Genomic DNA, 13,937 nt, shown 5'->3' with positions numbered 1-13,937 from the left:
CATGAAAAAGCGGCAGTTAAGTGAAAATTTAGCAGGCTATGCATTTATATCCCCATTCATCATCGGTTTTATGGCATTTACCATCATCCCAATGGCCGTTTCCTTGTACTTATCCTTTACAAGCTACGATTTATTTTCCACCCCTGTGTGGGTTGGTCTCGATAATTTCAAGGAAATGTTCACAGGTGATGATAAGTTTTGGCAATCGTTGAAGGTAACCTTTACGTATGTGTTTGCAGGAGTACCGCTCAGACTGATATTCGCGTTAATTGTGGCAATGCTTTTGAATAAAGCATCCAGAGCAGTCGGTCTGTACCGAACATTGTTCTACTTGCCTTCCATCATTGGCGGAAGCGTTGCTGTAGCAATCATGTGGAGAAATATTTTCGGCAATGAAGGTACATTGAATGCCTTGTTGTTTTTCTTTGGAATCGATAAAAAAATCCTTTGGTATCAAGATCCGACTAAAGCGTTATGGACATTGATTTTTCTTGCGATCTGGCAATTCGGCTCATCCATGCTGATATTTTTGGCAGGCTTGAAAAACATACCGCCTTCCTACCATGAAGCAGCGAATGTTGACGGCGCCAACAGATTTCAAGTTTTCTTTAAAATCACCTTGCCGCTGTTAAGTCCGATAATATTCTTTAACCTAGTAATGCAGACTATTTCAGCCTTTATGACATTCACCCCAGCGTATATTATCACAAAAGGGGAAGGCGGACCGCTTGATGGCACGCTTCTGTATTCCCTGTATATATTCCAAAAAGCGTTCAATTTCTTCCAGATGGGCTATGCCTCTGCCATGGCATGGGTGCTTCTCGTTATCGTCGGTATTTTGACGCTGATCTTATTCAAAACGTCTAAATTTTGGGTTCATTACGAATCGAAGGAGGATTGATTTACATGAAAACCGCCACTAAAGATACAGGCCCGCTAATGCCAAATACGGGTGTATCATATAAAAATCCTCGTTTGAAGGCAAAAAAGTGGATTTACCATCTTGTAACAGGCGGATTCGCCTTGGTGATGCTATATCCGATTATCTGGCTGTTAATGAGCTCCTTTAAAGAAAGCTCACAAGTGTTCATCACCGCCCATTCTCTAATACCAAAACCGTTTATTTTAAGCAATTACGCAGCAGGTTGGGAAGGGATTGCCGGACAGTCTTTTGGCGTATTTATTAAAAACTCCCTTGTGATTGTTGTATTATCTACAATCGGAGCGGTTGCATCATCCGCATTGATAGCCTACGGTTTTGCCAGAATTCAATTTAAATGGAAGGCATTTTGGTTTGCTTGCATGATGGTAACGATGATGCTTCCACACGAAATTATCATGATTCCGCAATATATTATTTTTGCGAAGTTAGGCTGGCTCAATTCTATTAAGCCGATTGTTGTTCCTCAGTATTTCGGGCATGCATTCTTTATCTTCTTAATGGTCCAGTTTATCCGCAATATCCCGATGGAGCTTGATGAAGCTGCAAGAATCGATGGCTGCGGAAGATTCAGCATTTTCTACCGCATTATTTTGCCGTTAATCACACCAGCTCTGGCGACTGCAGGTATCTTCTCTTTTTACTGGAAATGGGAAGACTTAATCAATCCTGTTCTGTATTTAAACAGTCCAGAGAAATATCCTGTGTCACTTGCCTTAAAGCTTTTCCTAGATTCGGAAACAGCCTCCAACTGGGGCGGAATGTTTGCTATGAGTGTTGTGTCCCTGCTGCCTGTAGTACTTATTTTCTTCTTGTTCCAAAAGTATATTGTTGAAGGTATCAGCACAAGCGGATTGAAATAATGGAAGGAGTGAAATTATGCCAGCACTTGTTTTTGATGAAAGCAGCATTCTTGATGCGATAGATGCTGTAGTGAATAAGACGTTTCAAATGGACTTTAATTGGGATTGGCCAGGAGGAGTTGCCTTTTATGGAGTGGCCGAAGCATATGAGGTAACTGGCAAGGAGGAATATCTTCATTTATTGAAAAACTGGATGGACGAAAGATTAGAGGATGGATTACCTAAGCTGTCTGTTAACGGTGTTTCCATGGGTCATGCTCTGCTGAGCTTATATGCCGGCACAAATGATCAACGCTATTTAGACACAGCGATCCAACTAGCAGAATACTTGAGGAATGACGCGGAGCGCTTCGGTGACGGAATTCTCCAGCATACTGTGAATTCGACTACGTATGTGTTCCATGAACAAGCATGGGTCGATACGATGATGATGGCTGGACTTTTCCTGCTGCGGATTGGCAAGCTAACAGAAAACAAGGAATATTTCGAGGATGGGCTTAAGCAGTTTCATGGTCATGAAGAACTGCTTCAAGATCCAGTTACTGATCTTTATTACCATGGTTGGGATAATATGGCGAAAAACCATATGTCCAGTATTTATTGGGGCCGAGGTAATGGCTGGGCCGCTCTGACGATGGCTAGAGCGCTTGAACTAATTGATGTGACACATCCATCCTTTATGATCATTGACGGCTCTTTAAGGGACCAGCTGAGTGCGTTAGCAAGACTGCAGGATGATAAATCAGGTTTGTGGCACACCGTTTTGACAGACAGCACCTCTTATTTAGAAGTGTCAGGCAGCTGTGGTATTGCAGCAGCGCTTTTGTCACGAGGGTCTCTTTATAACAAATACACACAGAAATCAATTGCATCCATCCTAGAACACATAACAGAAGACGGAAAGGTAATGAATGTCTCTGCAGGAACTGCTGTTATGGATGATATAGACGGCTACAAAGGAGTACCGTTCAAACGGATCCATGGCTGGGGACAAGGCCTTGCACTTGTGTACCTTTCCCAGTTAATAAAAAGCACGAATCGTGTTTACGCATAAAATCGGAGTAGTTTGAATCTCTTAAAAATAGGAGGCAGCAAAGCGTGAAGGATAAGAGTATCCGCTTGTTTATAGCAGGTGACTCAACAGCAGCCACCTGTCCAGCATTTGAAGCCCCGATGGCAGGCTGGGGACAAATGCTGCAGGATTTTTTTACAGAGGAAATCGAAGTCTGCAATGAAGCGATGGGTGGCAGAAGCTCTAATAGCTTCATAGAGGAAGGCAGGCTTCTTTCCATTCAAGACAGAATACAGCCTGGTGATTACTTATTTATTCAGTTCGGCCATAATGATCAAAAGTCATATGGAACCGAGCCATATACCTCTTATCAGGCTTGTCTGGCCGAATATGCGGCCTTGGCACATACGAAGAACGCGTTTCCGGTGTTTTTAACATCTGTAAACAGACGGAAGTTCAGCGAAGATGGAACACTGCTTGATACGCTGGGGGATTATCCAGACGCTATGCGGCATTTGGCGAAAAGATTAGCGGTTCCTTTGATTGATATGCATGTTAAAACGAAAGGACTGTATGAATCTCTCGGTCCAGAAGCGTCAAAGGAACTATTTGTCTGGCTGACTGCAGGCGAGCATCCAAATTATCCAAGCGGGTTGCAAGATGACACGCATTTTCACTCGTCAGGTGCTGTGGAAATATGCAGACTCCTTATAGAGGGTATCATGGAATTACCGCTGGAGCTTAAAAACTTCATTAAAAAGACGGAGATTAGATTGGAGAGATAGCTAAGATGGCGAAAAAACTGTATCATGGCGCGGCTTATTACCCAGAGCTTTGGGATGAAAAGACGATAGCAGAAGATATTGTGCTTATGAAAGAAGCTGGCATCAATGTCGTTCGAATCGGTGAATTTGCTTGGTCAAAAATGGAGCCGACCGAAGGAGCAATTGACTTGAGTTTCTTTCAAAACATCATTGCACGTCTGTATGACAATGGTATTGAGACGGTAATGTGTACACCGACTGCAACACCGCCGATTTGGATGTCTTATGAACACCCTGAGCGCATGTATGTCGATCAAAATGGGCAAACAATGATTCATGGCTCTCGCCAGCATGTTTGCACCAATAATCCATACTTCAGACAACGAGCAGCCATTCTCACAAAGAAAATCGCAGAAGCACTTGGCGGGATGCCTGGGCTGATCGGCTGGCAGCTTGATAATGAGTTTAAATGCCATGTAGCAGAATGTATGTGTGACAGTTGCAGACAGCTTTGGCATCAGTGGCTTAAGCAGCGCTATGGTTCGATTGAGTGCTTAAATCACGATTGGGGAACACATGTTTGGAGTGAGTATTATCACAGCTTTGCCCAAGTTCCGCAGCCTGGACCCGTGCCATTTTTGCATAATTCATCATTAAAGACGATGTATCAAATCTTCTCAACGGAAGCAATTGCCGAATTTGCAGAAGAACAAGCAGCAATTATCCGCGAGCATTCACAAGCACCAATCACCCATAACAGCACCGTCATGTTCGCTGTCGACAATGAACGCCTCTTTCAAAATCTTGATTTTGCTTCCTTTGACACATATGCGCCAGCCAATTTGTATTACTCATATTTGTTCAATTGTGATCTATGGCGAAACCTGAAAAAAGGCAAGGAGTTTTGGATTATGGAAACAAGTCCCTCCTACAGTGCATCGCTTGAAAGCTATGCGAAGCCCCACCCAAAAGGTTATTTAAAAGCAGAAGCAGTGGCTGCCTACGCATTAGGCGGAGAAGCTTTCTGCTATTGGTTGTGGCGTCAGCAAAGAGCAGGCTGCGAACAGCCCCATGGTTCTGTCATCAGCGCCTGGGGGAAACCAACGGTCGGGTATGAAGAAGTTTTAGAAACAGAAACGGCAAGGCGCACCATTGAACCAATCTTGACAGAAACATCCCCAATGCAGGCAGAAATTGCGCTTACTTATTCCGATAAAGCCAAGATATTCTTCAACACAGAACCGCATAAAGGCTTGCACTATAAGGAATTAATCACGGATTTCTACAAGTATATTTTAGCATCAGGCCTCCACCGCGACCTTTTGCCGGAAGGAGCTGAGCTGGACGGCTATAAACTGTTGGTTACTCCTTTTGTTCATCATCTCTCAGATGAATTTATAAAGAAAGCACAAGCATTTGTTGAAGCGGGAGGTATATGGATTGTCGGCCCGTTGAGCGGCGGCAGAACAGAGCATCATACGATACATACAGATGCAGCTTTAGGAAGTCTTGAGAAGCTGGCAGGAGTAGAGACAGCCTTCACCTTCCCGATTGAAGATACTGGTTCTATTGGAGAAGCCTTCGGTCATACTGCGCCACTAGGGCTGTGGAGCTCTGTTTTTGATGTACAGGAAGCAAAGGCTGTCGGTGTTATAAAGGGCGGGCTAGTTTCAGGGAAAGCTTTTTTGACAGAAAGACAACTCGGCAAAGGCATGATAGTGATGCTCGGTTCCTTGCCGCTCGGTGATGCGGGGAGTAGGATGCTGACAGAAATCATCACAACATATGCAGGCCTCGCTGGAGTACAGCAAGAGATAACCGCTTCAGAAGGAACAATTATCGCTCCAAGAGACCAGAATGGCAAAAAATATTGGGTTATTGTCAATATGGACGGCAACGGAGGGACTGTCAGCATTCCTCAAAAAGCAGTCGACTGCCTTACACAAGAGGAAATACTTGCAGGTGAATGGAAGCTCGGAAACTATGAATATCGAATTCTGCAATTGTATTAAAGGAGGAATTACAAATGGATAAACTACAGGCCGATGATATTAAAATAGCCTATATTGGCGGAGGCTCGCAAGGCTGGGCCAGAAGATTGATGTATGATCTTGCCCTCGAGTCAAGAATATCAGGAACAGTGGCCCTTTATGATCTTAATCTCGAAGCTGCAAAAACAAATGAAAAAATCGGCACCTATATAACGAATCATCCTGATGCAACTGGCAAATGGAAGTACGAAGCAGTACCTGCAATCGAGGAAGCTCTTACGGGAGCAGATTTCGTGATTATCTCAATCCTGCCAGGGACTTTTGAAGATATGGCAAAGGATGTTCACCTTCCAGAGAAGTACGGAATATACCAGTCTGTTGGGGACACGGTTGGACCAGGCGGTATTAGACGCGCTGTCAGAACGATTCCAATGTTTGTGGAAATCGCAGCCGAAATACGTAAGCATTGTCCGGATGCTTGGGTAATCAATTATACAAACCCGATGAGCTTATGCACCCGCACTTTATATGAGGTGTTTCCAGCAATTAAAGCGATCGGCTGCTGCCATGAAGTGTTTGAAACACAGCATTTGCTAGCAGATATGGTTGGTGAAATGCTAAATGTTAACGTGAAAAACCGCAAAGACATCCAAGTGAGTGTAACAGGCATCAATCACTTTACATGGCTTAATGAGGCCGCTTATCAAAATATTGACTTATTCCCCCTATATAAGCAGTTTGCTGAGAAGTATGCCGAAACAGGATACGAAAAAGAACAAGGAAAATGGGAGGAAAGTGTATTCAGCTCAAGCAATCGTGTGAAATTTGACTTATTTAAAAAATACGGACTTATTGCAGCAGCAGGCGATCGTCATCTTGCCGAATTTATGCCGCCTGTTTATTTAAAGAATCCTGAAACAGTTCATGACTGGAAGTTCCATTTAACGTCTGTCGATTTTCGCGTAAAAGACCAAGCACGGAAAATAACCGAAAATGAACAAGCTTTTACTGGTGATACAAAAGTCGTCCTAGAGCCGTCTGGTGAAGAAGGGGTGGAAATTCTCCTTGCTTTGCTTGGATTGGAGGAACTAGTGACAAACGTCAACTTTCCGAATCTAGGTCAAATTCCAAATCTGCCTAATCATGCTATCGTCGAAACAAATGCTCTAATCCGCAGAAACAGCGTCCAGCCTGTTTTAACAAAAGACCTGCCACTTGATGTTGCCAATATGGTTAACAGGCATGTTCATAACCAAGAAGCAGTCCTAAAGGCGGTGTTAACAATGGACAATCAGCTCCTCTTTAATGCCTTTATTCAAGATCCATTGGTTGCAGCCATTCCTTATGAACAGGCAGCAGCATTATTTGAGGAAATGGGCATTTTGCAGCAAAATCAGTAAAGGAGATGGTCAAATGGCAAATATTACAGCAGCAGATAAAAAACAGGTGACAGAAACAATCCAGCTGTTAATGAACAATTTAACGAAAATACAGGATGATACTGGTGAATATTTACTGAATTTCGATGGATTAATCGTTGATGATAAAAGCTGGCATGTTTGGAATTGGCCGCAGGGAGTCGGCTTATATGGTATCTATCAATATTGGAAGCTGACTAGTGACGAAAAAGCATTGCAGATTATTCATGACTGGTTTACTGCAAGATTCACAGAGGGAGTACCGCCGAAAAACGTCAATACGATGGCACCACTATTAACACTTGCTTGTTTATATGAAGATACGAAAAATCAAGACTACTTGCCTCATTTGCAAGAATGGGCTGATTGGGTCATGAAGGAGATGCCGCGGACGAAGGAAGATGGACTGCAGCATATGACATACGGGCCTGAAAACAAAAATCAGCTTTGGGATGATACGCTGATGATGACCGTGCTGCCCCTTGCGAAAATCGGCATGCTCTTAAACAGACAAGATTATATCGAGGAAGCAAAAAAGCAATTTCTCATTCATATTAAATACTTAGCAGACAGACGAACTGGTCTTTGGTTTCACGGATGGACGTTTGAGGGCAATCATCATTATGCAGAAGCGCTGTGGGGAAGGGGAAACTGCTGGATCACCATTGCTATCCCAGAATTAATTGATATTCTCGGGCTGCAGGAAGATGACTTTTTCTCATCCTTTCTTCAAGAGACTTTACAAAGACAAATTGAAGCATTGCACCATTGGCAAAATGAGGGTGGGCTGTGGCATACGTTAATTGATGACAACAGCTCTTATCTAGAAGCGTCTGCTTCTGCAGGGTTTGCCTATGGCATTTTAAAGGCTGTTCATAAGGGCTATGTGTCTGAAATGTACAGAGAAACTGCTTATAAGGCGATTGAAGCACTCAGAGGAGAAATAAACAGCGAGGGAGTGCTGCAAAAAGTTTCTGTCGGCACTGGAATGGGAGATACGCTCCAGTTTTATAAGGATATTCGAATTACCGCGATGCCGTATGGTCAATCTTTAGCTATTCTTTGTCTCGCAGAATTTTTGCAAGATTGTCAGTAATAGATTTTAATAGGGGGCCTTGTTCGTATGCAAGGTTCTTCCTTTAAAATAAAATGAAAAGGTTTACAAAAAAATTAAAAAGAGGTGTAGCTTATGTCTTGGAAAGGTTCTTCTTATATGAGAAAGGCACTTTGTGCTGCAGCGGTGCTGCCGCTGCTTTTTGTTGATACAAGCAGTGTTTTTGCTCACAAATCTACAGATACTTCTTCTAAAGTGCAATTAGAATACTTAGACAGAGGCTTAACAGCAGCGCAAACTTCTGAAGGCAACTTCCTCAGCTGGAGACTTTTAGGAACAGAGGTGACAGGCTACACAAAAAATGGGATGAAGGGAGCATCCTTCCATGTATACCGCGATAACAAAAAAATCGCAACCGTTAGTGACAGCACCAATTTTCTCGACAAAACTGGTAGTGCTTCGTCTGCTTATGAGGTAAGGGCAGTCGTGAACGGGAAAGAAGTCGATGAAAGTGCTTCAGTCCGTCCATGGGCTGACCAGTTTTATGATATTCCCTTGCAAAAACCAGCGGACGGGGTAACGCCTGCAGGCGAAACATACACATATTCTGCCAATGATATGAGTGTGGGTGATGTCGACGGCGACGGGCAATATGAATATTTCGTAAAATGGGATCCGTCTAATTCTAAAGATGTCTCTCAAAAAGGGTATACAGGCAATGTGTATATCGACTCTTATACGATGGATGGCACGCTGCTGTACAGAATTGACCTTGGTGTGAACATAAGAGCAGGAGCGCATTATACACAAATGTCGGTGTATGATTTTGATGGCGACGGCAAAGCAGAGTTAATGTTTAAGACTGCTCCGGGAACGAAAGTCATTCGTTATGATAAAAAAGGCAATATTACATCAGAAAAATACATTACGATGCCTAAAAGCGATATAAAGGCAGGCTACAGCAATAAAGATGATTATCGCATGAGTGCTGCAGATTATTATGATCATTTAGTAAAAATGTTTAGAAACTGGCATCAGCATGAAGAAGTTGTTAATGGCAATTGGCCTAAAAGCTTAGAAGAGGCCTTTGGCATTGAAAAGAAATACAGTTATCCACTATCAAAACAGGACGCAGAAAGTCTTGTTGATTATTTCATGGATGTTTACGCACCAAGCAGAAGCACACGTAATGATTTAAGGACTTTTGAAGGGTTCATTCTTGAAGGCCCTGAATATTTGTCTGTATTTGAAGGAGCTACAGGGAAGGAATTGGAAACCATCCATTATGAAACAGACCGCCATGATGACGGCTTAATGTGGGGCGATTATGCGATGGCGCGCATTGAGCCTGGCAACCGTGTGGACCGCTTTCTTGCTGGAGTAGCTTATCTTGACGGTAAAAAGCCATATGCTGTGTTTGCTAGAGGCTATTATACAAGAACAACGCTTGTTTCCTACAGCTGGGATGGGAAGCATTTGAAGAAGAAATGGGATGTCGACTCCGGCTGGACACCAATGTCTAACCCGTTCAATGACAGTCCTCATGGCAAGGATGGCACCAATAAAGAATTCGGCACATTAACAACACAAGGGGCCCATTCTCTGGAAATGGCTGATGTGGACTCAGACGGCAAGCAGGAAATTGTCTATGGGGGAGCAACGATTGACGATAACGGCTCTTTACTGTACAGCTCTACAGATGTAATGCCTGAAGGAAGTGCTTCACCTGGAACAACGGCAAGACTCGGACACGGTGACGCTCTTCATGTCACCGATATCGATCCTGAGCGTCCTGGTTTGGAAATATACATGGTGCATGAAGGGGCAACGAGTGCACCGTACGGTTACACTTTAAGGGATGCTAAGACAGGTGAAGTTATTTATGGCGGTTATACAGGTAAAGATACAGGCAGAGGGATGATTGGTGATATCGATCCAACAAAGCCTGGGCTTGAGACATGGGCCAACACAGGTGTCGGCTTATATACGGCAAAAGGAGAAAAAATCGGAGATGCTGGACCAGGTACGAATATGAGTATTAAATGGGCAGGCAATATGACAACTCAAATAGTCGACGGAGCTCTTGAAGTGACACCGACCATTGAAGACTGGAAGAATGGCAGACTTCTGACACTAGAAGGAACGAGAACGAATAATGGCACAAAGGGGAATCCATCGCTTGTAGCTGACATATTTGGCGACTGGCGTGAGGAATTGCTAGTCCGCACAACAGACAGCTCTGCGATCAGAATCTATCAAAGCACAGAAGTGACTGACAGAAAGCTTTATACACTAATGCATGATGTTCAATACCGCACAGGTGTAGCTAGACAAAGCACAACCTATAATCAGCCTACTTATACTAGCTTCTATTTTGCAAGTGATACAGATTGGTCACAAGTGCCAGTGCCAACGTTCACAACACCTGGTTTAGAAGCTTTGCTTAGTCAGTTAATGAAGGATTATAAAGATAAGGGAGAACTATCAGGCAAGCTGTACGGACAGTTAGAAAGCAGCTATAAGCAGGCTATAAAACACGAGGAAAAAAGCAATAAGAAGCAAGCAGTTAAAGCATTGGAGAAATATAAGGACCAGATAGAGAAGGGCGTAAAAGCTAAAAATATTTCAGATGAGGCAGCAAAAAATTTAACGAAGCATGCTGACTTACTGATCAATTCGTGGAAATAGTAAACATAGGACAACAGCCGCTAGCATTAGTAGCGGCTGTTGTCTTTTTTAAAAGTCTCAGACCAGCCAGCAAGCTCTTCCATGAGTCTAGCTTTTTCCTGTATAAGCTGCTTTAAACGGTGACCATTTGCACCAGAAGGGTGAGGGAAGCCGGAAAGATACGGCTGCTTAATCTTATTAGCTGACACTAGCTTCTTCATCATCTCCTCAACCTTTTTTCCTAACGGAATGATTAAAGAGCTCTGAGGCAGCTGCTGTAATTCCTCCGGAAACACAGTGTTAATATAAGGATGAAGGAGCTTAGCATGTGTCATTGATGGATTATGGCCAGTATAATTTTGCTCTTTATAAAATACTGGATATTTAAGAAGGGAGGTAGTATGAAGCAAATTCCGTTTTTCTGCAAACAGCTCAGCAGTACTGCTTAAGCCTAGTTCCGTTTGCAGTCCGATTTCATCGAGCATATTAATTAAATTGATGCGCATCGATCCACTAAAGCTTGCATATTCCTTCGTCAGCTTTAGTTGTTCCGTTAAGCTCATTTGTTCGTACGAAAGGAAAGCTTCATAAGCGTTTTTCATTTGAAGCCAGCCAGGAGTAATTCCGACAATAATAATAATCGCTTGCTTGTTTACATAATCATTATGTGGTGCATAATACATGACAAGATCATTTTCAGCACCAATTTGGAATGAAGCTGTCAATAAATCTTGTTTTGTAAGTGATTGATGAACAGAAAGCCTTTTGATGGCAGGTAGAAATTTATGTATTAGCATGTATAAACTCCTTGGTGAAAGTTGTATTGTTATTAGTATGCCAGAAGAGAAGATATAAAAGCATCTTAAAATAATGAAAAGCCAGTTTTCTTTTTTTATTTTTTCTAGTTTACATAATATATATTATAACAAGCAATTACAATTATGAAAAATTCTGTCTCAAATTAAAGTATACTTTAGATAGTGAGACAGAATAAAAATTTTTACTTATAGTTTCTTAAATTATTTCTACTGTTTTTATATATAATTGTTTGTTTGTGCTAAATTTTAATTTAATTTTAGCTGATCATTTATTTTTATTTTAATTGTTTCTATAATATTGTCTTTAGCATAGATTCATTGCATCATTTATTTCATTTTTCTAGTTAAATTACATGTTTAAACGCAATCTTATTGATTCACTTTTTTATATAATGAAAGCGCTTTTCATAAACAAAAAAACTAGACATAAATTTTAATGTCTAGTTGCTGTTAACTATTTTATAACTACTTTTGCTGCCTGCCTTCTTTCCACAAACAGGAAAACTTTCCTCATAATAAGCGGGACTATAAATAATATAAACAAAAGCCTGAACAATTGATATGTGGTAATAATCGTCAAATCGGCTTTAACTGCCTGCCCGAGCAAGGCCATTTCCGCCATTCCTCCTGGTGCAAGGCCGATAAATGCGGTTAATAGCGATATATTCTCTTCTATCCCCAGTAAAATGGCGGACAGAACGAAGGAAAAACCAACAAGTACGATCGAAGAAATAATTGAAACGGCTAAGAATCGCGGTTTATTCTCGATTTCGCCGAATTTCATCTGCATGCCTAAATCAATGCCCATCATTACCTGTGCTGCAGCAATGACTGGCACTGGAATTGCCGGTACATCCATGCCAATAAGCAAAAGACCAGCAATGATGATAAGCGGTCCTAGCATATAGGGAGTTGGAAATTTGCATTTTTTTGCAACTGCCCCAGCTGCATATGAAATGACTAGAAAGAACAGAAACAGCCAGTTTACGCCTTCTGCATTTGCACTTGCTACTGCTGTGCTTCCTGCATGGAAAATCGGACTATAAACGATAAAAGGAACTAGCATAACCACTGTCATGATACGGCTGACTTGAATGATAGTTACGACAGTAAGATCTATGCCCTTAATTTCTGAGCTGATCGCCACCATTTGTGTTAATCCTCCAGGGATACTGCCTGCAATCGTTGATTTCAGGTTGCTGTGTGTGAGTTTATTCGTCACAACTGCAAGCAGCAGACTGAACAGGATTAAACATATGGTCAATACCAGCATGGATGGCAGATGTGTAACCATATCCATAAGTGTTTGTTTATTGAAATTTTCTCCGATTGTATAACCGATTGGAATCAGTGCATAAGTGCGAAAGGAGAAAGGAAGTTTTGGAGTTTGCTTGGTGAGTTTAATAAAGGCTATTGTGCCGATCATCGCTCCGAGAAGCCATGCTAACGGCAGATGAAGCAATTGAAAAAGTGTTCCGCCAATAATAGCTGACACTAACATTTGATAAAATGACATTCTATATCCCTTCTTGCTAATTTATTAGATGTATATATAATATACTATCATAAAAATTAGTTTGGGTTTCGAAAGATTATTTTTTGCGTATAAAAAACTGTTCATCCACCCTCCCTTTTCGGATGAACAGTTCTCTGTTATTTTTTGCTGATTTCTTTTACTTTTATTTTTTCTAATTTCCAAGTGTTATCTTTGTTCGTCCACACTGTCTCCAAATATGCTATTTTATCGACAGGTGCTATGCCGCTAATCATTTGCTTGCCTTCTAGTGTTAATTTTTGTTTATAGCTCGAAGGCTTTAATTGGGAGAACGGACTGATAATCAGCTCTGTAGACTCATTCAAATGCCCATTTTGATATAAGCCTAATTGTTCATATGTATTTTTTCGCTCATATAAATCAAAATTATAGGTTTTTATCCCTTCAATCACTAGCTCTGCTTTATAATCTTCCTTAAAGCTGCTTGTCATCACAGGTAATTCTGGAATGGAAGCTTCCCTTATCTTCGTGCCGTCGTAATCATAAATCGCAAATCTCTTTTTGCTGCCTCGTTCATTTTCAGCTAGTGTTAAGAACATTTCATCCGTTCCATCACCATCCAAATCGATCAGTTCTAACTGTGGGTTGAATCCGCCATCTACCTCCTGTACTGACTTTTGCTCCTTGCTGTCAGTTATTTGAATCGTTAGTCTTGTATAAAAGTCATTCTCTTCCTCTGAAAGAATTCCGTTTAAGCCAATAGTTTCCTGTTTTCCATCACCATTTATGTCTTTTGTTTCTTGAAGCACATTCTTTTCCTGCTCTTCATTTTCCAATGCGTAGGCCCCTGTGATCGCACTTAGTGACATGAAAAAAAATGCGGTGAAGGCGAACAATAGTTCTTTTCTCAATTTA

General features: G+C 41.7%; 11 protein-coding genes. 8 read left to right on the top strand and 3 right to left on the bottom strand.

The window, feature by feature from the left end:
- Nucleotide 1 precedes the first annotated feature (1 nt).
- The 8 genes from M3600_RS11600 (at nt 2) to M3600_RS11565 (ending at nt 10,730) form a co-directional block, all read left to right on the top strand.
- Nucleotides 2-901, top strand: a complete 900-nt coding sequence (locus tag M3600_RS11600) for a carbohydrate ABC transporter permease (protein WP_233313834.1) — start codon at nt 2-4, stop codon at nt 899-901.
- A gap of 128 nt (nt 902-1,029) precedes the next feature.
- A complete protein-coding gene (locus M3600_RS11595; RefSeq protein ID WP_396953809.1) occupies nt 1,030-1,803 on the top strand; it encodes a carbohydrate ABC transporter permease in 774 nt (257 codons plus the stop codon).
- 16 nt (nt 1,804-1,819) lie between these two features.
- The gene (locus M3600_RS11590) at nt 1,820-2,857 is read left to right on the top strand and encodes a glycoside hydrolase family 88/105 protein (protein WP_251646070.1); all 1,038 of its coding nucleotides are present in this window, start codon (nt 1,820-1,822) and stop codon (nt 2,855-2,857) included.
- Nucleotides 2,858-2,901: 44 nt separating this feature from the next.
- Complete coding sequence (locus tag M3600_RS11585) at nt 2,902-3,600, top strand: rhamnogalacturonan acetylesterase (RefSeq protein WP_251646069.1); 699 nt, start codon at nt 2,902-2,904, stop codon at nt 3,598-3,600.
- A gap of 5 nt (nt 3,601-3,605) precedes the next feature.
- The gene (locus M3600_RS11580; protein WP_251646068.1) at nt 3,606-5,591 is read left to right on the top strand and encodes a beta-galactosidase; all 1,986 of its coding nucleotides are present in this window, start codon (nt 3,606-3,608) and stop codon (nt 5,589-5,591) included.
- A gap of 14 nt (nt 5,592-5,605) precedes the next feature.
- Nucleotides 5,606-6,970 (top strand): family 4 glycosyl hydrolase, encoded by a 1,365-nt coding sequence (locus tag M3600_RS11575; RefSeq protein ID WP_285854778.1) that lies wholly within the window; start codon nt 5,606-5,608, stop codon nt 6,968-6,970.
- A 13-nt stretch (nt 6,971-6,983) separates the two neighbouring features.
- Nucleotides 6,984-8,084, top strand: a complete 1,101-nt coding sequence (gene bglB / locus M3600_RS11570) for a beta-galactosidase BglB (protein ID WP_251646067.1) — start codon at nt 6,984-6,986, stop codon at nt 8,082-8,084.
- Between the two features lie 93 nt (nt 8,085-8,177).
- Nucleotides 8,178-10,730 (top strand): rhamnogalacturonan lyase, encoded by a 2,553-nt coding sequence (locus M3600_RS11565; protein WP_251646061.1) that lies wholly within the window; start codon nt 8,178-8,180, stop codon nt 10,728-10,730.
- Between the two features lie 26 nt (nt 10,731-10,756).
- On the opposite strand, the gene M3600_RS11560 is transcribed toward M3600_RS11565, so the two are convergent.
- From M3600_RS11560 to M3600_RS11550, 3 genes are all read right to left on the bottom strand, one after another.
- On the bottom strand, nt 10,757-11,506 hold the full coding sequence (locus tag M3600_RS11560) for a hypothetical protein (RefSeq protein ID WP_251646059.1): 750 nt from the start codon (nt 11,504-11,506) through the stop codon (nt 10,757-10,759).
- Nucleotides 11,507-11,981: 475 nt separating this feature from the next.
- Nucleotides 11,982-13,043 carry an AbrB family transcriptional regulator gene (locus tag M3600_RS11555; protein ID WP_237941438.1) on the bottom strand — a complete coding sequence of 354 codons (1,062 nt, stop codon included), beginning with the start codon at nt 13,041-13,043 and terminating at the stop codon, nt 11,982-11,984.
- 137 nt (nt 13,044-13,180) lie between these two features.
- The gene (locus M3600_RS11550; RefSeq protein ID WP_251646057.1) at nt 13,181-13,933 is read right to left on the bottom strand and encodes a NopRA1 domain-containing protein; all 753 of its coding nucleotides are present in this window, start codon (nt 13,931-13,933) and stop codon (nt 13,181-13,183) included.
- Nucleotides 13,934-13,937 lie beyond the last annotated feature (4 nt).

The sequence above is a fragment of the Niallia sp. MER 6 genome, from assembly GCF_023714395.1.
Classification (GTDB): Bacteria; Bacillota; Bacilli; order Bacillales; family Cytobacillaceae; genus Niallia.
The sequence above is the reverse complement of the archived record's forward strand: the minus strand, read 5'-3'. Positions and strand labels throughout refer to the sequence as shown.